Source organism: Anoxybacillus tepidamans PS2, assembly GCF_000620165.1.
GTDB lineage: Bacteria > Bacillota > Bacilli > Bacillales > Anoxybacillaceae > Anoxybacteroides > Anoxybacteroides tepidamans_A.
This window is the reverse complement of record NZ_JHVN01000009.1, coordinates 97,581-124,099: the sequence shown is the minus strand read 5'-3', so window position 1 is coordinate 124,099 and position 26,519 is coordinate 97,581. Positions and strand designations below refer to the sequence as shown.

The following is a 26,519-nucleotide window of genomic DNA, read 5'->3' as shown; positions in this document are numbered from 1 at the left end:
AACCTTTATTTGATTTAAGAGAGTGATTGAGATTCCGGTTTCCATGGTGGAACCAACGGGGCATCTATTATAATTCTAATATTCCCTTCAGATGAGTAGTAAGTCAGTATTTGAGATGTAATTTTTTTACAAAGATGTTTATGTTCCTCTTTCAAAAATTGATGTTGACGAATGATATTCATTAAATACCTTAAAGTATGGCAATTTTTATTCCTTTGATCATAACACTTTGCTTCTTTTTCTAAAAAGCCTAGTTGTCCCAAAAGAATGCGACGAAAGTAAAGATGCATATGAACTTTCTCCATTAACATTAAGGACTGAAGGAGATACCTCTCAGCAAGAAGCTGCTCCTGCTGAGAAGAGTGACAATAAGACAGAGAAAAAAAATAATTAATAATATATTGGCAGAAGGACTGAAAGTATTTGAAGTAACTTGCTTCGCTTTTAATGAATGCATCTTGTATAGACGGGTGTTTGTTTTGCATTTACTTTCTCCTTCCATACTTAATCATGCCCTCTAAGTAATATAGAAAATGTATATCATACTTTAAGAATAAAGTCATTCTTCATCACGCTGCTCATCACAGTAAAGATTATAATAGTTTCGGAAAAAATCATAGCACGAATGATTTTTAGGATCTTGTTGCGGGCAGCCGCGCGGTTTGTGCTGAGAGTGTTTTTCATGGCATTTATCACAATTACAATGCTTATGATGAGAACATTTTTTACAACACCTACTACAATCATGGTGCTCACAATGAGAGGAACTTTCACAACATGCATCACAATCCAAAGAAATAACATTTTCTAATTTGAATTGTAATAATATTTGAGACTTCACTATCGTACGAAGGATTTGATTAATACTTTCATTTATTTGCAAATAATCATGTAAATCATCAGGGCACGTTTTCAAAAAATGCTGAAGCTTTTCACCCTCAGCATTCAAAATATGCGACAGTCCAATTTCTTCTAAGGCAATGGATGATAACAATAAATGGATAGTTTCACAACGCGTTAAAGATATAGTAGGTGTAATGTTAGGAATGTTAGGAGTTGACATTTTACCTTTACCCCCAGTAGTTTATAATGTTTAAAGCAAGATTTCTTTTCTATTCCAGCCATGATTTAATAATTTTACTTAGGAGAATTTATCTAAAAAGAATCCAGCTCTCAGTCTTACTTGATGACCAGCCAATGTTCTTTTCTAATAATAAATGTCTACCATATATTGCTACCCTCTCTTTTATTTACAATGAAAACCTAATGCTGTTCTCGTCATTCTTATGTTTCCTCTCCTTATTCTTAAAGTAGTACATTTACCTATATAGATACTATGTAGATGATTAATGAATATTACCGAAATAGACAAGTCCTCGGCTAAATAAATTTATTCACGGGTCACCTGTATATTTCGGCTACCTAAACAATTGAAAATGAAAGGCTGGCATGCGAAACGCATCCAGCCTTTCAACTAAACTAAGAAATTTGGTGTATAGACCAAACAATCCCGGCACCAGTCGATCCGCCTAAATCCAATGCAATTGTCAGACCATTTGCCTCATAAAATAAACCAATTTGATCGCCCGCCGTCAGTTCAACATCCCCGCTTAAAGTGACCGTACCGCTACCAAGCACTGCTCTTAATGTAAGTACTAACGCAACGTTAACGTTTAGTATAGGGAATAATCCCGTTATCAGATTGGTCGTAGTAGGAGTGATTCGACGAACTACAAATGCCGGGTTCACACCGGGTCCTAAACTCAAAGTTAATGCAGCAGTTGTTGAATAGTTGATAGTGGCAAAAATAGAGTATCTACCGGATGTAGGAACGGTATAAACTCCCGTCACTGGATTAAAATTAGGGCTACCGTAAAACGGTGTCGTGACTGTCCAGCCAGTAATTTGTTCAGAACCAGTAACTCCTAGCGCACTCGTAAATGCAGAGAAACCATTAGCTGCAACGATTGGTCCTGTTGGTCCCGTCGGCCCTGTTGGCCCTGTTGGCCCCGTTGCTCCCGTTGGCCCTACTGGCCCTGTTGGCCCTGTTGGCCCCGTTGCTCCCGTTGGCCCTACTGGCCCTGCTGGTCCCGTTGGCCCCGTTGCTCCGGTGGCTCCCGTTGCTCCGGTTGGTCCTACCGGCCCTGCTGGTCCCGTTGGCCCCGTTGCTCCGGTGGCTCCCGTTGGTCCCACTGGTCCTGCTGGTCCCTCTGGTCCCGTCGGTCCCGTTGGTCCCACTGGTCCTGCTGGCCCTGCTGGTCCCGCTGGTCCGGTGGCTCCCGTTGCTCCGGTTGGCCCTACTGGCCCTGCTGGTCCCGTTGGCCCCGTTGCTCCGGTGGCTCCCGTTGGTCCCACTGGTCCTGCTGGCCCCGCTGGTCCCGTCGGTCCCGTTGGCCCCGTTGGTCCTGCTGGTCCCGTTGGCCCCTCTGGTCCCGCTGGCCCGGTTGGTCCCACTGGTCCCGCCGGTCCTACTGGTCCCGCTGGTCCCGTCGGTCCCGTTGGCCCCGTTGCTCCCGTTGGTCCTGCTGGTCCCACCGGTCCCGTTGGCCCCATTGGCCCCGTTGCTCCCGTTGGTCCTACTGGTCCCGCTGGTCCCGTCGGTCCCGTTGCTCCAGTTGGCCCTACTGGCCCTGCTGGTCCTACTGGCCCCACTGGTCCCGTCGGTCCCGTTGGCCCCGTTGGTCCCACTGGTCCGGTGGCTCCCGTTGGTCCGGTTGGTCCCACGGGCCCGATTGATCCACTAGGAATCATCTGTGTTACCTGCGCTAATTTATTGTCTAACAATAGTTCCTTTTTTAACGCCATTGCCAAGGTGCTTTGGACACTTTCATTGACTTCCAAAATTTCTTGAAGTGTAGCTGATGTAGGCAATCCTGGAATTGTACCTAACGCATATTGAATTTTTTCCCCTTCTGCATTAATGATATGAGCCAAACCAATTTCTTCAATAGCAATTGAGGCTAGTAGCAGATTTATTGCATCATCTCGATTTAGAGAAATAGCTGGAGTAATATTGGGTAAATTAGGTTGTGACACTTTTGTTCCCCCTCACTTTAAAATTTAAAGATTAATTCTTGTATTCGCTCGATTTATAGTAGTATATTCTGTAAAAAGTTAAATAGTGTTAACCTACGATCTGGTATCATAAATGACCATTATAATGAGCTACAGTCACTTTGTGGCACAAATAGTAATCCCTTTTAGTCTCAAGTTATTTGCTTACCCAAACAACCATCAACCAACATAAACTAAAACGCATGAACGTTTCGCTGTAGTCTATTCAAGTTGAAGTGATATTGTGCAACCTCAAGATTTGATTTTTATTAGATGGAGCAAAATTGTATTTTATTTCATCATAATCACTGCAAAGTAAATAATATGCCTGTCTAAAGACGTGGTATAAGGAGGAACTACGAACGCATTTACATCAGTAAATCATTATCATTAGTAAACAGAGAATGCATAAACAACAAAAAACACTTTCGCATAAAAAAATACACAACTTGCCTGATGCCGACAAGTTGTGTATCGTTCCATATAACGTATTTGATTTTAGAAGTTGATATAGTTACGCGGGTCCACTGCATTAGACTTCTGTGCATTCCAAGGACCGCGGTGCAGTTCAAAGTGAAGATGCGGCCCGTCTGCATAACCTGTTTCGCCCATATAGCCAATAATTTGTCCTTTTTTAACCGTCTGTCCTTCTCCGACAAGGCGTGATTCCATATGTGCGTATACAGTCGTATAGACTTGCCCATTAATTAGATGCGTAATAAATACAACGTTTCCGTAGCTTTGAGAATAATAAGAGCGAAAGACGTATCCATCAGCGGCTGCAACAATAGGCACTTCGGCAGCGCGTTTTCCAATATCTACACCTGGATGGAATTCACCGCCACGCGGGCCAAATCCAGATGTAATCGGACCGTTTGCCGGTCTCATAAACGTGCCATCGGTGACTGGAGGAACATTACTTGCGTCGCTGCCGCTAGAAACTCTCGTCGAAGTCGAACTTGATGAACTGCTTCTAGCCGCTTCCTGCTGCTGTTGTACAAGAAGCTGCTGTAGCTGTGCCTTCATGGCCGCTTCTTGTTTCGCCAGCACCTCTTGTTCTTCGGCTAACGCCATTTTGTGCTCATGCATCTCGTCTTCTTTTTTCTCTAATTTTGCCATTAGTTGATCTTTTTCATGAATTTGTTCGTTTAACTGTTGCTTTAATTGCTGGAGTTCCTGCAAATCGCTTTGGAGCGACGTTAATTTTCCTGTGAGTTCCGTTTCTTTCTTTTCCTTTAACGCTTTATCTTCTTCTTGTTCTTTTATAATCTGCTTGTCCGCCTCGAAAATCGTTGTAACGGCGTTAATGCGATCGAGAAAATCGCCGAAGCTTTGCGAACCTAATAATACATCAAGGTAGCTCACAACGCCGCCGCTTTGCTGCAAAGAACGGGCACGCTCTTTCAGCAATTCGTTTCGCTTTTCAATGCGCGCTTGCACTTCAGCAATTTGCTTCTTTAATGCTTCAATGTCCTGTTTTGTACTATCAATTGTTTCCGATAAATTACGAATCTTCTCGCTTGTCTCTGATACGGCCATATCGAGTTTTTTAATTTCTTGATCCAATTGCGCTTGCTGTGTTTGCAAATGCTTGATTTCTTGGTCTGCTTTGTTCATTTCACTCTGAACCGATGATTTCTTCGAGCGAATGCTGTTAATCGCATCCCGCTTTTGCTGAATTTGTTGATTGCTGACCGCGTTGGCAACATAAGGAGAAAAGCTTGTTGCGCCAAGCACGGTCGCTACTACCAATGACATGACCTTTTGTTTCACAGTCTTTGTTCCCCTTTCTCCCTACTAAACTTTTAAAAACTTTCGAACTGACATCATGCTGCCCCATACACCGATGCACGCGCCAAGCATTAATAATACAAAACTAATCTCCCACATGAACGGATTGAACGGAAGTAGTTGCAAAAATGGTACCGTCAACTTCGGTTTTAAAAACGCATAAATGTTGTAATAAACGAACAAAATCAAGGAAATTGGAACGATGGCTCCAATCACGCCAAGCCATAAACCTTCAAGGAAAAACGGCCAACGGATAAACCCGTTTGTCGCCCCTACTAATCTCATAATCTCAATTTCGCGGCGACGCGCAAAAATGGTAATTTTAATCGTATTAGATATTAAAAACATCGCTGTAAATAGCAAGCCGACAATCAAACCTAACCCTACGTTTCGAGCGATTCGCAACGTTTTAAACAGCTTTTCGACTTGCCCTTTTCCATATCTGACCTTATGCGCAAATTTAAATGTTTCAATTTTCTTCGCCACTTTCATCGTATCCGTCGGTTTTGCGGCTTTCACGATATAAACATCGCTCAACGGATTGTCTTGCTCGAACAATCGGAATGAAGAACCTTCCTCGCCGAAACTTTTAATTAAATTTTGCAGCTCCTGCTCTTTCGAAGAATATTGAACGTCCTTTACTTCCGAAATGCCTTCGATTTGTGCCTTTAATGCCTGTTTGTCCTTATCGGTCGCAGTCAAATCAATATAGACGCGAATTTCGACATCGTTTTCGATTTTATTCGCAAAATGGTTCATATTAAACATGATGACTAAAAATACGCCGACAAGCAACAGCGTCACCGTCACTGCGCTGATGGACGCAAACGTCATCCAGCCGTTTCGGCCAAGGCTTTTCAAGCTTTCCCGAGCGTGGCGTCGAAGAGTACTAAGCCTCATAGCCATATTCCCCCCTCGCCTCGTCGCGGACAATTTTCCCGCTTTCAATCGCAATGACGCGCTTTTTCATCGTATTGACGATTTCACGGTTGTGCGTCGCCATTACAATCGTCGTTCCGCGATCATTAATCTGCTCGAAAAGCTCCATAATGCCCCATGAGTTTTCCGGATCTAAGTTTCCCGTCGGCTCATCGGCAATCACAATTTTCGGCGAGTTGACAATCGAACGGGCGATGGATACGCGTTGCTGTTCGCCGCCGGAAAGCTCATTCGGATAAAAGCGCGCTTTATTTTTTAAGCCGACCAAATCCAATACTTCCATCACTTTCTTTTTGATCACTTTCGGCGACTCTTCAATTACTTCCAAAGCAAACGCTACATTCTCATATACCGTTAGCTTAGGAAGCAATTTGAAATCTTGGAACACGACACCGATATGACGGCGCAATAAAGGCACTCGACTGTCTTTAAGCTTCGCAAGGTTCACTCCGTTAATGACAATCGATCCGCTCGTCGGTTTCTCTTCGCGGTACATCATTTTAATAAACGTCGATTTTCCGGCGCCGCTCGGACCGACGACATACACAAATTCACCTTGCTTGATGCGCACGCTAATGCCGTTGAGCGCAATGACGCCATTCGGGTATGTTTTGTATACATCTTTCATTTCAATCATAATCAATCACCTTTTTTGCGAGACTGTCATTGCTGTCACAATTCGAGTGATCTCGCCTTGTTTATACAAAATTCCACAAAACATATTATAACATGGTTCGAGTTTTTTTTTGTTTACATTTATGTTTCAAAAAAATAACGCTCAAAGCAAAAGCAATCCGGCACTCAATACCGGATTGCTTTTTTTATTTTTTCGATGCTAGCCATTCAGCGACTTTATCGACATCGGCGCCTTTAATGACGCCAGCTGGCATACCGCCGCGTCCTTTTTCAATGATTTGCTTAATCTCATCTTTTGAGTATTTGCTTCCGACTTTTTGCAAGTTAGGTCCTACTTTTCCTTCTAAATTTTGACCATGGCAGCTGGCACAGCTTTGTTGGAAAATTTGCTCTGCTGCCGACGAAGTAGCACCGCCGCCGTTATTTTTATTGTTGTCGTTCGCTTCATTTCCCCCGCCGCAAGCAGCCAACACAAGCGACGTACCTAGCAACAATCCTGCTAGTTTCATTTTCATGAATGAACTCCCCCTTAGAGAAAATTGCATACAGTGCTATTATAACCGATTGTTTTCTCTTTTACGCTCGTTTAAATCCTTCACCGAGCACTTCCGCAGCATCCATAACAATGACAAACGCTGATGGATCAATGCTTTTCACCAATTGTTTCAATTTCGTGAACTCCGTTTGTTCAACAACGCACATAAGAATTGGTCTTTCGTGCTCTGTGTATCCTCCGTACCCAGACATTTTTGTCACTCCGCGGTTGATTTTATGTAAAATCGCTTCCCGCACCTCTTCTTCTTTATTCGTAATAATCATCGCCATCTTGGAATAGCCGAAGCCAACTTGGACGAAATCGATTGTTTTACTTGTTACAAATAAACCAATAAGCGCGTATAAAGCCCGTTCAATATCAAATACAATCGCTGCCGTCAACACGATAAATCCATCGATTAAAATTACGCATTTGCCAAGCGATAATCCAGTAAATTTATGAATGATTTGCGCTGCTAAATCTGTTCCGCCTGTCGATGCTTTACCGCGAAACACAATCCCTAATCCAACACCGACACCAATCCCGCCAAAAAGCGAGCCAAGGAGCGGATCATGAGTCGCGGGTTCGATATCTTTCGTCAAATACACGACAAACGGCAAAAAGATCGTCCCGACTAGCGTTTTTACTCCAAATTGTTTCCCTAGCAATACAACCCCGGCAATAAATAACGGAATGTTAAAAGCCCATTGCACATATGCCGGCTGCCAGCCGAGCGTCGCATGCAAAATCGTACTAATGCCGCTCACACCGCCTGAGGCAACGCGGTTTGGTAATAAAAAGATATTAAAGGAAACCGCTATTAGCGCCGAACCGATGAGAATATACACGTATTCAAGAATCATTTCAACAGTCGGATGCATCGGTTTATTTATTCGTCTTACCATCTTCAAAACCTCCCATGAGAGTATAGCACGGCCTTTCCAGTAAGTAAATGACAATTGAATAACGCAGTAAAGCAATAAAGAATTTGTAATTTTTTACGTAAACAAGATCTTAAGCACTAGTTTATACAATAAAAAAGCATCTACTATCTGCTACTTGAATAGTAGATGCTTAAATCATTCACTATTTTAACTTTGAACGCAAGTACGCATCAATAAAGGTGTCAATTTCGCCGTCCATCACCGCTTGCACATTTCCTACCTCTGTATTCGTGCGGTGGTCTTTGACGAGCGAATACGGATGAAATACGTACGAACGAATTTGGCTGCCCCAGCCGATCTCTTTTTGCTCTCCGCGAATTTCTGCGAGTTCCGCTTGCTGTTCTTCCAATTTCTTCTGATACAGCTTCGCCTTCAACATGTTCATCGCTTTTTCGCGGTTTTTAATTTGCGAGCGCTCCGATTGGCACGTCACGACAAGTCCTGTTGGAATGTGGGTAATGCGCACGGCCGAATCGGTCGTGTTGACGTGCTGGCCGCCCGCACCGCTGGAACGGTACGTATCCACTTTGATCTCGTCTGGACGAATTTCGATTTCAATGTCGTCATTAAACTCCGGCATCACTTCACAAGAGACGAACGACGTGTGGCGGCGCCCCGATGCGTCAAACGGAGAGATGCGCACTAAACGGTGCACCCCTTTTTCCGCTTTTAAATAACCGTAAGCGTTATGCCCTTTAATTAAAAGGGTGACGCTTTTAATTCCCGCTTCTTCACCTGGCAAATAGTCAAGCGTCTCCACTTTAAATCCTTTCTTCTCCGCCCATCTTGTGTACATGCGAAGAAGCATTGAACCCCAGTCTTGCGATTCTGTTCCGCCAGCCCCTGGATGCAGCTCCAAAATCGCATTGTTTTTATCATACGGTTCGTTGAGCAACAATTGAAGTTCAAACTCGCTAAAATCTTTTGTCAGCTTTTTCGCTTCAGAAACAAGCTCTTGCTGCAAGTCCTCGTCCGGCTCTTCTTTTACGAGCTCATACGTTACTTCTAAGTTTTCAAAACGCTCTTCTAATCGGCGAAACTCTCCGACTAAATCTTTGAGCGCATTGGCCTCGCTAATGATGGTTTGCGCCGCTTTTTGATCATCCCAGAAACTTGGCGCCGCCATTTGCTCGTCAAGCTCGCGAATGCGCGCCTCTTTCACATCGAGGTCAAAGAGACCCCCTAATATCCGCTAATCGCTTAGCCATTTTTTCAAGTTCTTGCTTTACTTCTACTAAATCAATCATCGATCGTCACCTCGTCATTCATTTTACTTGATCTCATTTATAACAATCAACGGGCAAAAACAAAGCGAGAGGCGTCCCCCTCACTTTGATTTAAGCATTTTTCCCGCAGCAATTTTTATATTTTTTGCCGCTTCCGCAAATGCATGGATCGTTGCGGCCGACATCCATCGCTTTTCTTACCGGCTTGCGCTTCACTTCGCCCTCGTCTTCTTTCGGATGTACCGCTTCACCTTTCGCCACTTCCTGGCGTTCAAGGTTGCTGTGAATTTCCGCTTTCATAATGTATTTGGCGACTTCCTCTTCAATCGAAGCGATCATCGCTTCAAACATCGCATATCCTTCCATTTGATATTCACGAAGCGGATCCACTTGTCCATACGCCCGCAAATGGATGCCTTGGCGCAATTGTTCCATCGCGTCAATGTGATCCATCCATTTCATGTCGACGGCACGAAGCACGATGACTCGTTCAAACTCACGCATTTGCTCCGGTTCGATATGCTGCTCTTTTTCATCGTAGCGCGCCTTCACTTTGTCCCAAATGAACTCGATCATCTCTTCCGGCTCTTTACCGCGCAAATCATTCACTACAACGTCTCCTTCTGGCAGAAGGTTAGCGTTGATATAATCGATAATGCCCTTAAGATCCCAATCTTCCGGCAGCTCTTCGCTCGGCGTATGCGCGTTCACGACGCGCTCAATGACCGATTGAATCATTTTTTCTACAATGCTGCGAAGATTTTCGGCATCAAGAACCTCGAAGCGCTGGCGGTAAATAATTTCCCGCTGTTCGCGCAACACATCGTCATATTGCAACAACTGTTTGCGCGCATCAAAGTTGTTGCCCTCAACCCGCTTCTGCGCCGATTCAACCGCTCTTGTCACCATCTTGCTTTGGATTGGCTGCGAATCGTCCATGCCTAAGCGGTCCATCATCGCCATTAAGTTTTCCGAACCGAAGCGGCGCATAAGCTCGTCCTCGAGGGATAAATAAAATTGTGATACCCCTGGATCTCCTTGACGGCCGGAACGTCCGCGCAACTGATTGTCAATGCGGCGGCTTTCATGGCGCTCCGTACCGATAACCGCCAATCCGCCAAGCTCAGTGACACCTTCTCCCAATTTAATATCAGTTCCGCGTCCCGCCATGTTCGTCGCGATGGTCACCGCTCCTTTTTGGCCGGCTTGTGCGATAATTTCCGCTTCTTTTGCGTGGTTTTTCGCATTCAACACATTATGGCGAATGCCGCGCTTTGTTAGCATATTTGAAATCAATTCCGATGTTTCGATAGCGACCGTACCGACAAGCACCGGCTGTCCTTTCGCGTGGCGCTCAGCGATATCCTCCACAACCGCCCGGAATTTGCCTTCCATCGTTTTAAAAATGAGGTCTGGACGGTCTTCGCGAATCACCGGTCTGTTAGTCGGAATCGCCACAACATGCATGTTATAAATATTGCGGAACTCTTCTTCTTCCGTCTTCGCTGTTCCCGTCATTCCCGCCAGTTTTTCATACATGCGGAAATAGTTTTGGAACGTAATTGTCGCAAGTGTCATCGATTCATTTTGAATTTCCAGGCCTTCCTTCGCTTCGATCGCTTGATGCAGACCATCGCTATAGCGGCGGCCTCTCATCAGGCGGCCTGTAAACGGGTCAACGATCACGACTTTACCTTCTTCGACCACATAATCGACATCGCGATGCATCGTCACATGCGCTTTTAATGCTTGATTAATGTGGTGGTTGAGCGTAACGTGCTTTAAATCGAACAAGTTGTCAATGCCAAACGCCCGCTCCGCTTTTGAAATCCCTTCTTCCGTCAACTGCACGCTTTTCGTCTTTTCATCGTACGTGTAGTCCGTATCTTTTTTCAGCGTGCGGACAAACGCGTTCGCTTGAATATACAGCTTCGTTGATTTTTGCGCCGTGCCGGAGATAATGAGCGGCGTACGCGCTTCGTCAATTAAAATCGAGTCCACCTCGTCGATGACGGCAAAGTGAAGCGGACGCTGCACCATATGCTCTTTATAAAGCACCATGTTGTCACGCAAATAATCAAATCCGAATTCGTTGTTTGTTCCGTACGTAATATCGGCATTATATGCCTCTTGCTTTTCTTCACGCGACATGCCTGTTAAGTTCAAGCCGACGGTTAAGCCTAAAAATTCATATAGCTTGCCCATTTCCGTGGCGTCGCGGCTTGCTAAATATTCGTTAACGGTGACAACGTGTACGCCTTTGCCCGTGAGCGCATTCAAATACACTGGCATCGTGGCGGTCAGCGTTTTTCCTTCCCCTGTTTTCATCTCGGCGATATTGCCTTCATGCAGGACTACACCGCCCATGATTTGCACTTTATATGGATACATCCCAAGGACGCGCTTTGCCCCTTCGCGCACGACTGCGAACGCTTCGACTAACAAATCGTCAAGCGACTCGCCTTGCTGATAACGCGCTTTAAACTGTTCCGTTTTTTGACGCAGTTCCTCATCAGAGAGTTTCGCCATGTCCGGACCGAGCGCATCAACTTGATCCGCAATTTTTTCCAAACGTTGAACTTGGCGTTTGTTTGGATCAAACACCTTTTTTAATACTCCAAGCATACATAACGCCCCTTATTTGATATAGACTCACTAATTTACATGATATCATTTACAGGAATAGGTGACAACTCAGACGCGGGGGATAGAGGGGGAAAGCAGACAAAGAAAGAACAGTATTTCAGTTCAAAGCACTTATTCGCTTTAGTGACAGGCCACGAGCGGCCACAATCATCATTGTATGCACGTGCTTTTAAAATTGTAACATCCCCTGCCTAAAAGGCAGGGGATGAAATTTAGTTCGCTTCAATTAAGCCATAGCGGCCATCTTTGCGGCGATAGACAATGTTGGTGCGGTTCGTCTCAGCGTTCGTGAAAACGAAAAAGTTATGGCCTAGCATGTTCATCTGCAAAATCGCTTCTTCACTATCCATTGGCTTTAAGCTAAAACGCTTTGTTCGCACAAGTTCAAAGTCCTCTTCATCTGCTTCAGCTGATGCGGCCGGAACGTCATTTGCTGCAAATACATATTTCGTTTCCTTATCGCGCCATTTTCGGTTCACTTTCGTTTTATGCTTTCGAATTTGTCTTTCCAACTTATCAACCACTAAGTCGATCGCTGCATACATATCATCATGGCGCTCTTCAGCACGCAAGACTAATTGCGGCATCGGAATCGTCACTTCGATTTTTGAGTGTTTATCGTTATATACTTTTAAATTAACATGTACGACAGTTCCTTCGGTCGATTCAAAATAACGTTCCAACTTGCCGATTTTCTTCTCGGCATACTCACGCAATGCTTGCGTCACCTCAATGTTTTCACCGCGAATGTTGTATTTCATACGCTGAAGCCTCCTTTAATAAAGGGTTATCTCTATAATTCTACAATTACTTACAAAATCCTTCTTAAAAACGCTGGGTTTTTTGGTAATTTTGTGAAAAGCCCGAATTCTTATGGTAATATTTACTCGTATTCATCCCTTGTTATGCGAATTTGATTGGACTGCCTATGTATGGGGTGGGTAGTAGTACAGAATCATCAGAAGCGGAACGTGGCGGTGGACTAGCAGCCGACGTTTTCCGTGCAAACAGCGCTCTGTTTTATCAAACGAACCGATCAAATCTATGTTGATGAGAAATATCCATTTGACATTCCAACACCACCTATGCAACAAAAGGCTGTTAATACAGTATATGAAACGATGGCGTCTCTCATTAATGAAAAATGATGGTCATTCTTCGATTTCAGAATGGCATATCAAAAAGTTTTAGGATCATTATTAGGGGATTTATTAAGCAAGGGGTGGGTATTGAAATGTCCGATTCTATTTCGGGGCAGTTCTGTTTTTCACTGCCTGATCAACATTGTTGTCATTGTGGCCGCTCGCACCGACCGTCCGAAACCGTCGCTGCAAAGAACTTAAAGTCCGTACGAAGTAAATGGGGATACAGCCGTGAAAGACGATAAAAAAGAGCTCTCCTGTGGGAGGGAGAGCTTTAGGTTATTGTTGAACATACGGCTGTAGCGCCTCTTGAATCGTACGTTTCCACTCTTGGAAAGCAGGAGAGAGCCTTTGTTGAATCACTCGTTGTTTTGCATTCATGTCTTCAAGTTGACCCTCAAGAGCCATCGCTTCTTCTAATACATCGGTAAATCGTTCGAGGCCGTGGATGATACATGGTTCCTCTGTGAGCCATTGGCTTAAATACGCGTTCGTTGCGTTAATGCTCTCAAATGCCTTCAAGATATCAGTAAGTACCATGTCCGCTTGCGTGCGCTCATAGTTTGTAAAACTTTCCTCAATATAGTCAAATCCTTCTTTGATCGTTTCAAGAAGAAGGTAATATTTATATACTGTCTCCATTTGCGCACTTGCTAATATAACCATCTCACCACAACCTATCGTTTTTTATCATAAAACATTCCATCAACAGAAATCGCTTGGTATGGATTGACGTAATTTTGATTTGCCATTTTCTTTTGCTTCGTGGCTTTTAAATCTTGCTGAATCTGCTGCTTCAGGTGCTCAAGCTTTTGATTAATCGTTTCATTCAAAGAGACAATTTCTATTCCCATTTCCTGTTCTTCGTCGGTATAAGGGGGCTTCAGCTGTTCAATCAGTTCGTCTCTTTGCAACAGCAGCCTTCTCACCGCCTCAATCGTTTCATCGCGCGACTCTCTTGCGATCGGTTTCTCTAGAAGGTCGTACAATGCTTTCGTCACCTGAAACAACTCAACTACGATACTCACTACGCTTGGCCACCTTGCGCGTATTGGCGCTGGCGGCAAATCTGAATGACCTGTTTCCACGTATCGCGGAACTCTGTTACATAGCCTTCGACTTCTTCTAAAATAGTCTTATCTGCTTTAATGTTCGCCTCAACGAGTCGACGGTAAATGTAATCGTACATCGCCATCATATGTTTCGCTACTTCGTATTCCATGTTAAGCGTGACCATTAACTCTTGAACAATTTTTTGCGCTTTTAACAGATTCGTATTTCGCTCTTCAACGTTTTGTTCATCAATCGCTCTGCATGCCTGCTTAATAAACTTTAAGCAGCCATTATACAACATCAACGTCAACTCACCAGGCGATGCGGTTTGCACGGCATTGGTCTGATATGACTGATACGGATTGTTCACTGCCATTAGAAACACCCCTTAACTAATTATTTCGATCCTCCAAACGCATTCATCAAATATGCGCTTTGTGCATTCGCTTTATTGATTGCTTCCTCCATCGCCGAAAACTGACGATAGTAGCGGTCTTCAATTTCCTTTAAGCGGTCGTTAAAAACCGAGATTTGGTTATTAATGTTATTTAGGTCACGACCAATTGAAAATTGCTGATTGGTCCAAATCGTTTTTCCCGCTTTTTGTTCGATTTTTCCAATTGTATCTTTAATTGTATCGCGCAAACGGCGGGCAATCCCTTTTGTATCAAAGCTCGAACCATTCGCATTAAACAACTGATACACTGAATTTGGATCTTTTTCAATAGCCGCGCGCAATTTTGTCTCATCAATAATTAGCTTTCCGTTATCTAAAAAGTTGCTCGATGTCGTAATACCGATTTCAGAAATCGTATCGTAATTCGCATTAATAGTCGGGTCGTTGACTTTGCTGTAAACGCCCAAACGCATTTGATTTAAGCCACTAGACAAAATAGAGTCGCTACGAAGAAGACCGCTTTTTGCTTTTTCTTCCCACAATTCGACCTGCTTATCTGTCATCGCTTGTTTTTGCTCATCCGTAAGCGGTGGATAATCGCGATAGCGAGTTTCCGATATTTTTGCATTAATTTTGCCGATAATGTCATTGTATTTATCTACGAAACCTTTGATCGCATTGAAAATAGTATCTGTATCCGTTCCTGTTGTAACAGTTGCTGTTCCTGCCGACTTGAGCGTATATGTGACGTTATTAATTGTAAACGTGTTTGTTGCACGGGTAGTTGATAATCCGTTAATCGTAAACTGAGCGTCCTGTCCGGCTGTCTTTCCTGTGAGATCTGCGCCGGCTACAGCCCCGCTAAAGCCAAGCTGTTGGAAAAAGGTTGCCGTCGTAGCATCTCCCATTACTAAACTCGCTTGGGATCCCGTATCCTTTTTCGTAATCACAATTTTGCCTGTCTGTGTATCTTGAAACACTGTAATGCCAAGATCGCTATTGCTATTTAACTGAGCAATAACTGAATCTAGTGTTGAGTTAGCAGTGATTGTAACGGTCACTGGATTCGTAGAAGGCGAACTGCCATCACCGTTTGTTACATTAATTTTAAGAGTCGTATCCGTACCAATTGGCGTATAACTCGGCGTTCCACCAGAAATCCAAGTTGCCGATGTTGCCAATTTTGTTACATTCAAAGTCGTACTAATATTTGAAGCTGACGAATTCGCTGTGGCGCTGATTACACTATCATTTGAACTAACAGCTTTCTTTTTTAACATGCTGCTTTGCAACGTTAAGTTATTAAAAATATAACTATCTAAATCTTGCAGAAGCGAATTCATTGAACGATAATCATCGCGTTGCCATTCTAAAATTTGTTTTTTCTGATTTAGCTTATCAAGCGGCATCCTTTCGGCTTTCATTAAGTCGCTGACTATTTTATCAATATCCATGCCACTTGCAAGGCCGCTAATGCGCAGCGTGCTCATAGATTAAATTCCCCTTCCCTAAATTTTTTTATCGACAATTACCCCGAGAAATTCCATCATTGCTGCATACATATCAAGGAGCTTTTTCGGTGGAATTTCACGGATTACCTCCTTCGTTCGGTCGTCAATGACCTTTACATAATATTCTTTTAATTGATCGTGTAATTCAAATTTTAGCGATGTTTGACTCGGTTGCAGAAACTGGTTCACGCTATTAATAATATTTTCTATTTGATCCTTCGAAATTTGTTTCGTTTCATTCTCTTTTCCTACTTTTGATTGGATAGCGATTTGCTTTGATTCATTCGAACCTAGCTGAGTTTGCGTATTCTCTAAAGAAAAAGAAGATTGGGAAGAAATACGTTCAATCGCCATTCGTGTCTTCTCCTTTTTATAACATTTCTTACTTCTTATATCGGATAGAAATAAAAATTATGAAGAGATGTACGAAGAAAAACTAAAGCTCTTGGCTAAATTATCAACAACGTTTTCACACAACGCTAGTATTAGAAAGGGATTTTTATGTTAGAACTATCTTCTCCAAATAGCCAATAATAATATCCTTTTCGCAGTAGTATAGGTAAGAGTGAGGACACCTATAAGGCTCATAACATATATTTGCCTAGTTTCTTCAAATGATTAAAACGTTTTAATCTATAGTAGTATTTTGTAGGTGTTTTCTCACCTTTTTGATTTCCTTGGATTTATTTTATATAATATAAAATAGAAAGAAGTATTATTTTAACTTCATATACTTAGAAACGCCCCCATACCATAAAAATATATGGTTTGAGGGCGTTTCTTTTGTAGGAAAATATTTATTTTTGTACTTTAACCGTTGTTTGGCCAACTACGAGATAGCCATCAAGATAACAGCGAAACTCGACGGTTACTTCGGACGATGTCCAGTTAAAATCAGAACGCTCAAATTTAAACTGTCCGTTCTTTGCTTGATTGTAGTATCCATTATTACTTTTTAGCGCATTTACTCCGTTTAAAGTCGCTGTATTTAGGTCGAAACCTTGACTATCGTACCCCTCTGGAAGAGAAACACGAACAGTGAACACTCCATTATTCCCTTTAATGACCTTTGGCGTTACTTCGATCGTTGCTGGGATATATACGGCAAATCGCTTTTCAATAGTAGTAGTTAGACCCGCACCGTTTGTAGCGGTCACAATTATTTTATAAACACCTGGTTTATCGAGAGTTAGAAAAGCACCGTTGCTTATCACTTTTCCGACAGTTTCATTTGGGCCGTAAACAATCATTTGCTCCGAAGCGATGCCAGACAACTCATCAATAGCTGAATATTGTAGTTGCAGTTTCGAGCCTAATTTGTATTCTCCACCCAACTGCATATTGATAATTGGAGCCGTTTTATCAATTTTCACTTCAATTGTCCGCGGCTGCTCGCTGTTCCCCGCTTGGTCTACCGAGTAGAACGTGACTTTATTAATTCCTTCTTTATCTACCACAAACGAGGTACCTTCTACGTAATCTGAGCCGTTAATTGAGTAGAACGTCTTCGCCACGCCACTTCCTTCATCCGTTGCCGTGAGCTTCACCGTCACTTTTTCTTTGCTCCATGATCCGTTCGCATCGGATGCCGTTACTGGAGCAGTCTTATCAATCTTCACTTCGATCGTCTTCGGCTCCTCGGCATTTCCGGCTTGGTCTACCGAATAGAACGTGACCTTGTTAATGCCTTCTTTGTCTACCACAAATGACGTACCTTCTACATAGTCTGAGCCGTTGATTGAATAGAACGTTTTCGCCACGCCACTTCCTTCATCCGTTGCCGTGAGCTTCACCATCACTTTTTCTTTGCTCCATGATCCGTTCGCATCGGATGTCGTTACTGGAGCAGTCTTATCAATCTTCACTTCGATCGTCTTCGGCTCCTCGGCATTTCCGGCTTGGTCTACCGAATAGAACGTTACCTTGTTAATGCCTTCTTTGTCTACCACAAATGACGTACCTTCTACATAATCTGAGCCGTTGATTGAATAGAACGTTTTCGCCACGCCACTTCCTTCATCCGTTGCCGTGAGCTTCACCGTCACTTTTTCTTTGCTCCATGATCCGTTCGCATCGGATGTCGTTACTGGAGCAGTCTTGTCAATCTTCACTTCGATCGTCTTCGGCTGTTCGGCGTTCCCCGCTTGGTCTACCGAGTAGAACGTGACCTTATTAATTCCTTCCTTATCTACCACAAATGACGTACCTTCTACGTAATCTGAGCCGTTGATTGAATAGAACGTCTTCGCTACGCCGCTGCCTTCATCTGTCGCGGTTAAGTTCACTTTGACAGAATCATTGGACCAGCTAGGAATTTCATTTGCCTTGGTTACCGGTGCCGATTGGTCAATTTTAATATAGGCAGTTTTGACCGATTCCTTATTTCCGACCTTATCGATTGAATAGAAAGATACCTTATGCACTCCTTCTCCTTCAACAGTAAAGGACGTACCTGCCACAAAGTCACTTTCATCTACTGAATAGTAAGTGTTTGCTACTCCTGTTTCATTATCCGTCGCGCTCAACGTCACGAAAACTTTTTGGTTTACCCAGTTTGCCGGTGCATTTATCGTTGTTACTGGCGCCTCTGTATCTATAATCAATTTTGCAATGACTTTGTTAGACGGTTCGGATTCACCGAAGGAATTACTATAGGACGTTACATAATATACATGGTCCGCATATGACAGATTTGAAACTGTATAAGACAGATTATTTACTTTTTCTGCTATTAAAACAGGCTTTCCATCAATAATTTCATATATATTATATCCGTTAGCATAAGTAACAAAGTCCCAAGTAATAAGAGCGCTTGTGTCGCTTAAAAGTTTCAAGCTTGCTGTCGGCGGCTGCATAACTGGATAAACGATATTTTCTGTAATTCGATTTGAAGGTTCGGATTCACCAAAACGTGTGCTGTAGGCTGTCACTTCAAATGAATGCGTGTCTTCTGTCAAATTGTAAACTTTGTAACTTAGCGCTGTCCCTTTATAGATCAGCTCTCTATTACCATCTACAATGTGATAAACACGATATTCATTAGCCCAAGGGACAGACTTCCAGGATAAGGTTATGTTATTAACATTGAAAATAGTTCCAGATAACTGCGGCGGTTGTACGACCGGCCAAGTTAATTTGAACGTTAACGTGCTTCCTTGTTGTGATTCGCCGAAGCGACTGCTATACGAATGAATCTCATAGGTATAATCGCCTTCTGGCATATTCGTGAACGTTGCGCTTGTACTAGTTACGGTTTTTTGCAACACAGGCTTTCCATCAATAATTTGATAGATTTTATAAGATGTCGCATAACTAGCCGCATTCCATCTTAATGTGATATCATTCCCGTTCACAATCGCATACGTCGGATTAGCTGGCGCCTGCATAGTTGGAAAAACTAGTTCAAAAGAAACTTTGCTTCCTTCAGGCGACTCCCCAAAACGGTCACTATAAGAATGGACCTCATATTCGTAATTGCCTTCTGGCATATTTGTAAATGTAACGGAAGTGCTTGACACAGTATTTTTTAGTACTGGCTCCCCATCGATAATCTGATAAATTTTATAAGCCGTTGCATAAGTAGCCGCATTCCATCTTAATGTGATATCATTCCCGTTTGTAATACTATAGGTCAAATTCGTCGGTGCCTGCATTGTATACCCACTTAGATTTACAGACACTTTGCTTCCTTCAGGCGACTCTCCAAAGCGTGTGCTTACAGAACGAACAATGTAAGTATGTTCGCCGGCCGACACTTTAGAGATTGTTGCCGTAAGAGACGTAACTGTACTTTTTAGTACCTCTTGACCATCAATAAGCTCGTACACTTTATAACTCGTTGCATATTGGACAGATGACCAAGTCAAGACGATATCATTGCCATTCTGAATCTTATAGGTTAAGTTGCCCGGTGCCTGCATAATTGGATAAACCAACGAAAACTTCAATTCTGCTCCATTCGGTGACTCCCCTAGAAGCGATGATACGGAATGAACAACATACTCATAGTCTCCACTAGGTAAGTTTGTGTACGTCACAGAAGTGCCGGTTACCGTACTCTTTAGAACTTTTTGGCCATCGACAATTTGGTAAACCTTATAACTTGTTGCATATTGAACAGGCGACCATTTTAAAGTAATATCATTTCCATTGGCTATACTATAAGTCAAATTTGCTGGGGCTTCCATCGTTTGCCCGTTAAGCGTCACCGTCAATTGGCTTCCCTCTGGTGACTCACCAAAACGTGAAGAATAAGAGTGTACAATGTACGTATATTCACCAGGCGCCATATTAGTATAAGTCACACTCGTTCCTGTAACAGTGCTTTTTAACACCTTTTGACCGTTAACAACTTGATAAACCTTATAACTTGTTGCGTAAGGGGAAGGATCCCAACTCAAAGTGAAATCCGTTGCATTTTTAATCGTCTGTACTACATTAGCCGGCGGCTCCATAGTCGGATAGACGAGAGAGAAAGAAACTTGATTTCCGTCTTGGGATTCCCCAAAGCGATCGCTGTAAGAATGTACTTCGTAAATATAATCTCCAGCTTTCATGTTAGTGTACGTGACAGTTGTTCCGGTTACTGTACTTTTCAAAACTTTTTGGCCATCGACAATTTGATAGACTTTATAGTTAGTTGCATTTGACACACTATCCCAACTGAGCACAATGTCATTGCCATTTTGAATCTTATACGTAACGTTACTTGGCGCCGTCATATCTACAGATTGAATGGTTAATGAAACTTGGCTACCTTCTGCTGATTCACCGAAGCGGTCACTATAAGAGTGTACCTCGAAAACATAATCGCCGGCTGGCATTTTTGGATAAGATACGCTTGTTCCTGTTACTGTACTCTTCAAAACTTTTTGGCCGTCAATAATTTGATAAACTTTATACCCAGTCGCATAAGGGACACTATTCCATGTCAAAACAATATCATTGATATTTTGAGTCTTGTAGGTAAAATTTCCCGGTGCCGCCATTGTGACATCACTTACAGTGACAGTAAGGAGGCTACCTTCTGCTGATTCACCGAAGCGATCGCTGTAGGAATGTATTTCGTAAGTATATTCCCCAAACGGCATTTTAGTATAAGTTAGGCCTGTTCCTGTTACTGTACTCTTCAAAACCTTTTGTCCATCAATAATCTGATAGATTTTATAATTAGTAGCATAAGGAACGGAATCCCATTTTAAATTAACGTCATTGCCATTTGTCAACGTATACGTAAAATTCGCCGGAGCTTTCATCGTTGGATAAACAATTTCGACTGTAACAGGAGCCGAGAGCGGAGACTCACCGTATAGAGAATTGACGGCCGAAACAGAGTACGTATAATTTCCAGCAGGAGCATTGCCTATTGTATATGTTCGTGACGTCAACGATTTCAATAACGTCTTTTGGCCGTCTGCAGAGATTTGATATAAATTATAGCTTTCAGCATACTGGGATGCACCCCAGTTAAGCACAATATCATTGCCGTTTTGAATGCTATACGTTAAATTCGCTGGCGCTGTCATTTCAGGATAAACAATATCGACTGTAACAGGAGCAGATGGGCCAGATTCTCCTTCTGTACTCAATGTTGATACAACATATCGATACGATCCTTCAGCAAGATTGTTCAAATTATAACTGGTCGTCGTTGTCTTTCCAAGAAGAGTAAGTTGCCCATCTTTAATTTCATACACATTGTATCCTGTCGCTCCGTAAACTGAATTCCACGTCAGTTTTACATCATCAGGAGTTACTTTTTGCGCTGCTAGATTACTAGGAGGTAAAATACTGCTTTCTGCTGCTAATGCGCTTACAATAGGAAAAAACAATTGAAGCACAAGCAGAAACAATGCTACATAAGAGAAATGCTTCAGATGTCGTTTCCTCATACCATAGACCCACCTTCCCTGAAATAAATAAAAAATGAACCCAACAAGGTTCATAGGTCACGAAACTATGATCCCTTGTGGCAACCGGCTGCCATCCATAGGAAAATGTCCCTATGGTTCAGGCCCTTGGCTTTGCGTCCCATGGTTTCCCATGGTTTGCCTTTTTCACTTGGTTTTTTTTACTATTATAAATTACTCATAAAGCCGATTGAAATAGGTCTAATGTCCTTGATCTAAGATTTTAAAACATTTTTTATTATCATTTGCCCGTATCCTTATCTGTAAAAAAGAACAACTAATAAACAAAAATATAAATTCCTGTCAAATAGGTAATGAGAAAAGGAAGTGTACAAAATTGTAGCCTTTTCTCAATACTCGAGTTTTTTTCGAAAACAATGACGATGGTAATATTTCCAAATTACTTAAAAGGGACGCTAAATAGAACTTATTTTGTCTTTAAATGTGAGAAAAAACGTGCGAACGGATTTCTAGGGATGGCTTCCATGAATTTAGAATGCTTGAATTTGGCTCTCATACAATTAATTGGTCATGTACTGAACCGAATGAAAAGGAACCTTCTAAACTAATAATTCTTTGTTAAGCACTTTGGGTAACAAATACCAACTATGTTCCTTGAAAGGTCTTCCAGTGTACAACTTGTCGTTAAGCGCTTTCTACAAGCAAGAAATGCCTCCTATACTCTTTTATTGATAATTCAAAAAAACTATATGAATAAAGTTTATTACGACGCGGCCCCGTTAATAATTTAGAAACAAGACAATTATCCCCTAATTTTAACTATCATTATGATATTCCACTAAGCATGCATAAAAACTATTTCTATTTAAACTCAAATAGACAAAAAATAATAGTTTACTGAAATATTTTTATCCTCTTAGCGACATCTCTCCTAAAACATTTTTCCATCATTAGATCAACCGGTTGCTCAATTTAGAGCCTTTTGAAGTTCTATTTCTCCTTTGAAGTTTTGATAATTCTTCATCTTGAGTTCGTTCTTTCTTCTTTCACGCCCTAGAAACAGCAAGATCAAGATGAAGAAGTTTATATAAATGTTAACATTTTAAGTTTTATCTATAATTACTAAGATTTCTCGATAAAAACTATCCTAAAAGTTTTAAACGCTCGATTGCTCTTTCATATTGTCCGTTTGCTGATTGCTGGTAGAATAAAATAGCTTTATCCGTATTACCAAGAACTTCATGAAATACCCCTAGGTTGTAAGCAGCAAGAAAACTTCCTGTTCCTTTTACACTATCATATTGATCCGTCTCCCCTATTTCTAAACAACGGAGAAAAGATTGTTCAATAAGCGGAAATAAATGAGCATATTGATGAATATCACCAAAAATTAACTCCATATAAAACAAACCGCACGAAAAATGGAAATCTGGCGAATCAAATAATCGATGCTTTTCTGCATCAATAAGTTGGAGTCCTTTTTCAAACGATTTGTTCCCTATGATCGTATATAAATAATCAATAATGAGGCTATGGCGATACCACGATTGAATAGGAGCGAGGCGATAGCTTTGTTCAAAGTATAATTCTGCTTGTTGCAGTTGCTGCATAAGCTTATACTGTTTTCCTACTTGGTATAAAATATAATCATTTAACGGTTCTTTTTCGAGCTCCAGCAACAACAATCGGAGGTTGCGGTCTGTCTTATCTGCATAAACATACCCGTCATGGTGCATTTCTATATTTAGATTCTCTCTCGGCAAATCGGATTCTACCTGTTCGTGCACCCTTCCGACATATTTGACCCCTTTAGGCAAAAGCCGCGATAAATAAGCCTGCGCATACCGTCTTTCACCATTTTGGATAAACTCATCAATGTGTCGAATGCGACCAATTTTTTTCTCATTTTTCTCAATAAATTGGCGGATAGTACATTTACATTGACCCACTAGATATTCATCCGCATCCAGTACTAAATTCCAATCACTCGTAGATTGTTCAAGCGCATAATTGCGAGCGGCCGAAAAATCATCGATCCATTTAAAATCAAATATTTTCGCCCCAAACGAAGAGGCAATGTCTTTCGTTCGATCCGTAGATCCTGTGTCTGCAATAATAATTTCATCCACTATACCTTTGACGCTTTGCAGACACCGTCCTAAGTGACGTTCTTCATTTTTGACAATCATAACTAATGCTAGTGTCGTCAAGATTTCACCTCATATAATCAAATAAATTCCTTCAATGCTTTTCTCCAGTGCCTTAACTCCTTAAAACTGTTAAGTCTTAAAACCATATGCTCTAGTACGGAATACAAAAGGAGCGCGGCAGGTCTTGGGTAATCTTCTGTCTTACATCGCTCTAACCTTATTCTTAAACCGGCTTCTTCAAAAATCGCGTTCGCAAATTCATATCAAGAACAAGATTCCGAATTCGAAAGATGATATCAAGCCAATTTTGTGTTACGACTGTGTCGTTATTTAAAAGGAGAATATTATCCTCTGTTGCAATCTCTATCCCTTGATTGTAACCTTTTGGAAACCCTAAATTATGATTATTGAAAATTGTTTGAATATCATATTGTTGTCTTAACCATTCTACCGTTCCATCAGTAGAATGGTTGTCAACAACAACGATTTCATAACTTCCCTGCTTCGTATATCGACGAATGCTTTCAATACATTGCTTTGTATATTCCAGCTTATTATGTGTCAGGATAATAATACTTGTTTTCATAGCGCTCTTCTTTTCATATATCCTGTTGCATGAGCCATTTACTATCCGAATAAATATCCAAAGCCTGCCGGATGATAAACTTTCTTTCTTCCCACATACCGCAAAGTTTCATTAGTTCAATCACATATTTATAAAGGCGGAAATCGTTATATCCAAGACTAATAGCTTGCAAACCATATTGAACAGCATTAGTAAGTTGATTTTTAACCGACAATCCCTCAATGATGTTTATAAATGACTGAGCATCCAATTCGTTGACATTATCGACACACTGGTAAAGATCTAAAGCAAGTTCGATAAATTCATAACGGTGAAGCAGATGTCCCAATTCAATATGAATGCGTTGATCAAACGTTTCTTTTAATTGAATAAGCCGTTCAAATAAATTGTATTCTTTTAACTGTAAAGTTCGTTCGAGCAAACGTATATAAAAAGCCGGTTCTGACGCTTGTTCCGCTTCGTTCATAATAAACCATAAAAACTCCTTTTCTTTTTCATCGGAAACAAGATGGAACAATAAACGAACAACTTCAAACTTATTTGTGCTTAAAGAGGCAACTAAAACATCATACAAATCTAAACTTCCGGTTTTAATGTACATTTCCAGCGACTGAACTGAGTTTTTCAAAATCTCTTCTAAAGCTTCTCCATATTTTTTTTGTAAAATATTGATTTTAATTTGAAACCCCTTTTGAATTGTTTTTTCTTTCAATTTACCGGTATAAAATTGTGCAACTGTACTCAACCGTAGCGAAATAACTACTCTAAGCAACAATAGAATCGATTGGTCACTTTCAAACCAATTTCTTTTCTCTAAAAACTGAATAATTTCTTCTTCGTTATGAAACCTCGATAACAATAATAAAACGTGATATAGCGCTTCGTAACTTTTGTTGTTAACTGATAATGCGCTTGTATAATGTTGAATCGCGCTTTGGATATCTCCTTTATGCTTGTAAATATGTCCGAGTAACATATGGGGATCATATTCCAAGTATTCAAAAGTTTTAACACAATGCGTATATTTATCTTTATTTTGAACAAGTTCATTAAGTTCAAGTAAAGCATCGTCATAACGATGTTGTAGGTAATAAATCTCTCCCTTCAAATACTTAAAATCAGCCGTTATGCTATATAGTTTTTCTGCATCAGCAATGACGTTTAATGCATCATGGAATCGTTCTAAATATTTTAAACATAAAACAATTTGAACAATACAAAACGATACCCAACTTAAACGAAAATCAGTCTTTTCTTTATATGCTTTCAAAAAAGATTGTATCGCCTTTTCAATTTCTCCCTTAGAAAGATATTCATTTCCTAAGTTAAAATAGTCGAAAGCTACATTCTCACGTGCTTGTAGTTCTTTTTCAATTAGCGGTGCATTTCGTTGATGCTTATCTTTTTCTGTTATTGTTTGATGCATATAACCTGAATGGTAAACATTTAATAATCCTTGTATTGCGTTTAACGGCTGGCCATCTTCCCTTCTTAGCTGTTCATGAATCGCACGATGATAGCGGATATTGGGGATGTTTCTGTATAATCTTGTATTTCGATGCTGAAGCACTCGCTCTCCATACGTCCCCATGAAATTATAGATGGTGACATCATATGCATCAGTATTCTCATTCGTTTGCCTTAATACTTTGACCATTTCTGTCAGATTGGAACGATCAACATACTCATCGGCATCCAGTACAAGAATCCACTCGCCATTTGCGTGCTGTTGAGCATAGTTTCGAGCGTCAGCAAAACTGTTCGTCCATTCAAACTCATAGACGCGATCAACATATTGCAACGCGATTTCCTTCGTCCGATCTTCAGAGCCTGTGTCTACAATAATGATCTCATCGACAATTCCATAAACGGAATCTAAACAACGTTGCAATACTTTTTCTTCATTTTTGACAATCATGCACAATGATAATAATGGCTTCATAATTTCCTTCCTTTTCTTTGATGGATTTCACTTTTTGGTTTTGTACTTAAATTTTTCAAAAACTCTTTTACAGCTTAAAACAACAACAGTAGTGCAA

General features: G+C 41.4%; 20 protein-coding genes, 1 pseudogene and 1 riboswitch. All 21 genes and pseudogenes read right to left on the bottom strand.

Annotation, left to right across the window (positions count from 1 at the left end):
- Positions 1 to 14: 14 nt before the first annotated feature.
- The 21 genes and pseudogenes from N667_RS0109235 to N667_RS0109140 all read right to left on the bottom strand — a co-directional run bounded on the left by N667_RS0109235 (position 15) and on the right by N667_RS0109140 (position 26,422).
- Positions 15 to 485 carry a hypothetical protein gene (locus N667_RS0109235; protein WP_027409309.1) on the bottom strand — a complete coding sequence of 157 codons (471 nt, stop codon included), beginning with the start codon at positions 483 to 485 and terminating at the stop codon, positions 15 to 17.
- Positions 486 to 559: 74 nt separating this feature from the next.
- Positions 560 to 1,063, bottom strand: coding sequence for a hypothetical protein (locus N667_RS20160; RefSeq protein WP_232223943.1), 504 nt, complete (start codon positions 1,061 to 1,063; stop codon positions 560 to 562).
- Between the two features lie 416 nt (positions 1,064 to 1,479).
- On the bottom strand, positions 1,480 to 3,036 hold the full coding sequence (locus N667_RS0109225; protein ID WP_027409307.1) for a hypothetical protein: 1,557 nt from the start codon (positions 3,034 to 3,036) through the stop codon (positions 1,480 to 1,482).
- Positions 3,037 to 3,552: 516 nt separating this feature from the next.
- Positions 3,553 to 4,812 carry a murein hydrolase activator EnvC family protein gene (locus N667_RS0109220; RefSeq protein WP_027409306.1) on the bottom strand — a complete coding sequence of 420 codons (1,260 nt, stop codon included), beginning with the start codon at positions 4,810 to 4,812 and terminating at the stop codon, positions 3,553 to 3,555.
- Positions 4,813 to 4,851: 39 nt separating this feature from the next.
- Complete coding sequence (gene ftsX, locus N667_RS0109215) at positions 4,852 to 5,745, bottom strand: permease-like cell division protein FtsX (RefSeq protein ID WP_027409305.1); 894 nt, start codon at positions 5,743 to 5,745, stop codon at positions 4,852 to 4,854.
- On the bottom strand, positions 5,735 to 6,421 hold the full coding sequence (gene ftsE / locus N667_RS0109210) for a cell division ATP-binding protein FtsE (RefSeq protein WP_027409304.1): 687 nt from the start codon (positions 6,419 to 6,421) through the stop codon (positions 5,735 to 5,737). Before ftsE ends, ftsX begins: the two co-directional genes overlap by 11 nt.
- A 184-nt stretch (positions 6,422 to 6,605) precedes the next feature.
- Positions 6,606 to 6,935: a cytochrome c551 gene (gene cccB, locus N667_RS0109205; protein WP_027409303.1), complete on the bottom strand. Its 330-nt coding sequence runs from the start codon at positions 6,933 to 6,935 to the stop codon at positions 6,606 to 6,608.
- A 61-nt stretch (positions 6,936 to 6,996) separates the two neighbouring features.
- Positions 6,997 to 7,860, bottom strand: a complete 864-nt coding sequence (locus N667_RS0109200; RefSeq protein WP_027409302.1) for a YitT family protein — start codon at positions 7,858 to 7,860, stop codon at positions 6,997 to 6,999.
- 181 nt (positions 7,861 to 8,041) lie between these two features.
- Positions 8,042 to 9,146 (bottom strand): peptide chain release factor 2 gene (gene prfB / locus N667_RS0109195; RefSeq protein WP_409978179.1). Its coding sequence is split into 2 segments (ribosomal slippage): positions 8,042 to 9,070 and positions 9,072 to 9,146, totalling 1,104 coding nucleotides; the frame shifts between segments, so codons are not numbered across the junction.
- Positions 9,147 to 9,236: 90 nt separating this feature from the next.
- Entirely contained in the window at positions 9,237 to 11,750 is a 2,514-nt protein-coding gene (gene secA / locus N667_RS0109190; protein WP_027409300.1) for a preprotein translocase subunit SecA, read from the bottom strand.
- Between the two features lie 233 nt (positions 11,751 to 11,983).
- Positions 11,984 to 12,532: a ribosome hibernation-promoting factor, HPF/YfiA family gene (hpf, locus tag N667_RS0109185; protein ID WP_027409299.1), complete on the bottom strand. Its 549-nt coding sequence runs from the start codon at positions 12,530 to 12,532 to the stop codon at positions 11,984 to 11,986.
- Between the two features lie 660 nt (positions 12,533 to 13,192).
- A complete protein-coding gene (locus N667_RS0109180; protein WP_027409298.1) occupies positions 13,193 to 13,579 on the bottom strand; it encodes a hypothetical protein in 387 nt (128 codons plus the stop codon).
- An 11-nt stretch (positions 13,580 to 13,590) separates the two neighbouring features.
- Positions 13,591 to 13,941, bottom strand: coding sequence for a flagellar protein FliT (locus N667_RS0109175; RefSeq protein ID WP_027409297.1), 351 nt, complete (start codon positions 13,939 to 13,941; stop codon positions 13,591 to 13,593).
- Positions 13,941 to 14,342, bottom strand: a complete 402-nt coding sequence (gene fliS, locus N667_RS0109170) for a flagellar export chaperone FliS (RefSeq protein ID WP_027409296.1) — start codon at positions 14,340 to 14,342, stop codon at positions 13,941 to 13,943. Before fliS ends, N667_RS0109175 begins: the two co-directional genes overlap by 1 nt.
- A 20-nt stretch (positions 14,343 to 14,362) precedes the next feature.
- On the bottom strand, positions 14,363 to 15,853 hold the full coding sequence (locus tag N667_RS0109165) for a flagellar hook-associated protein 2 (protein WP_035098532.1): 1,491 nt from the start codon (positions 15,851 to 15,853) through the stop codon (positions 14,363 to 14,365).
- A gap of 18 nt (positions 15,854 to 15,871) precedes the next feature.
- Positions 15,872 to 16,228, bottom strand: coding sequence for a flagellar protein FlaG (gene flaG, locus N667_RS0109160; RefSeq protein WP_027409294.1), 357 nt, complete (start codon positions 16,226 to 16,228; stop codon positions 15,872 to 15,874).
- Between the two features lie 443 nt (positions 16,229 to 16,671).
- On the bottom strand, positions 16,672 to 21,765 hold the full coding sequence (locus N667_RS0109155; protein WP_027409293.1) for an OmpL47-type beta-barrel domain-containing protein: 5,094 nt from the start codon (positions 21,763 to 21,765) through the stop codon (positions 16,672 to 16,674).
- Between the two features lie 76 nt (positions 21,766 to 21,841).
- Positions 21,842 to 21,936, bottom strand: a riboswitch (cyclic di-GMP riboswitch).
- Positions 21,937 to 22,886: 950 nt separating this feature from the next.
- Complete coding sequence (locus tag N667_RS0109150) at positions 22,887 to 23,954, bottom strand: glycosyltransferase family 2 protein (protein WP_027409292.1); 1,068 nt, start codon at positions 23,952 to 23,954, stop codon at positions 22,887 to 22,889.
- A 17-nt stretch (positions 23,955 to 23,971) separates the two neighbouring features.
- On the bottom strand, positions 23,972 to 24,115 hold the full coding sequence (locus N667_RS19765; protein WP_232223945.1) for a sugar nucleotide-binding protein: 144 nt from the start codon (positions 24,113 to 24,115) through the stop codon (positions 23,972 to 23,974).
- A gap of 62 nt (positions 24,116 to 24,177) precedes the next feature.
- A pseudogene (locus tag N667_RS19110) lies at positions 24,178 to 24,480 on the bottom strand (glycosyltransferase family 2 protein); the annotation flags it as partial.
- 13 nt (positions 24,481 to 24,493) lie between these two features.
- A complete protein-coding gene (locus N667_RS0109140; protein ID WP_035098530.1) occupies positions 24,494 to 26,422 on the bottom strand; it encodes a glycosyltransferase family 2 protein in 1,929 nt (642 codons plus the stop codon).
- Positions 26,423 to 26,519 lie beyond the last annotated feature (97 nt).

Excerpts from the sequence above, each read along its gene's own strand:
- N667_RS0109235 (WP_027409309.1), bottom strand. The coding sequence starts at position 485 with ATGCAAAACAAACACCCGTCTATACAAGATGCATTCATTAAAAGCGAA.
- N667_RS20160 (WP_232223943.1), bottom strand. The coding sequence starts at position 1,063 with ATGTCAACTCCTAACATTCCTAACATTACACCTACTATATCTTTAACG.
- N667_RS0109220 (WP_027409306.1), bottom strand. The coding sequence starts at position 4,812 with ATGTCATTGGTAGTAGCGACCGTGCTTGGCGCAACAAGCTTTTCTCCT.
- ftsX (WP_027409305.1), bottom strand. The coding sequence starts at position 5,745 with ATGAGGCTTAGTACTCTTCGACGCCACGCTCGGGAAAGCTTGAAAAGC.
- ftsE (WP_027409304.1), bottom strand. The coding sequence starts at position 6,421 with ATGATTGAAATGAAAGATGTATACAAAACATACCCGAATGGCGTCATT.
- cccB (WP_027409303.1), bottom strand. The coding sequence starts at position 6,935 with ATGAAAATGAAACTAGCAGGATTGTTGCTAGGTACGTCGCTTGTGTTG.
- N667_RS0109200 (WP_027409302.1), bottom strand. The coding sequence starts at position 7,860 with ATGGTAAGACGAATAAATAAACCGATGCATCCGACTGTTGAAATGATT.
- secA (WP_027409300.1), bottom strand. The coding sequence starts at position 11,750 with ATGCTTGGAGTATTAAAAAAGGTGTTTGATCCAAACAAACGCCAAGTT.
- hpf (WP_027409299.1), bottom strand. The coding sequence starts at position 12,532 with ATGAAATACAACATTCGCGGTGAAAACATTGAGGTGACGCAAGCATTG.
- N667_RS0109180 (WP_027409298.1), bottom strand. The coding sequence starts at position 13,579 with ATGGTTATATTAGCAAGTGCGCAAATGGAGACAGTATATAAATATTAC.
- fliS (WP_027409296.1), bottom strand. The coding sequence starts at position 14,342 with ATGGCAGTGAACAATCCGTATCAGTCATATCAGACCAATGCCGTGCAA.
- N667_RS0109165 (WP_035098532.1), bottom strand. The coding sequence starts at position 15,853 with ATGAGCACGCTGCGCATTAGCGGCCTTGCAAGTGGCATGGATATTGAT.
- flaG (WP_027409294.1), bottom strand. The coding sequence starts at position 16,228 with ATGGCGATTGAACGTATTTCTTCCCAATCTTCTTTTTCTTTAGAGAAT.
- N667_RS0109155 (WP_027409293.1), bottom strand. The coding sequence starts at position 21,765 with ATGAGGAAACGACATCTGAAGCATTTCTCTTATGTAGCATTGTTTCTG.
- N667_RS0109140 (WP_035098530.1), bottom strand. The coding sequence starts at position 26,422 with ATGAAGCCATTATTATCATTGTGCATGATTGTCAAAAATGAAGAAAAA.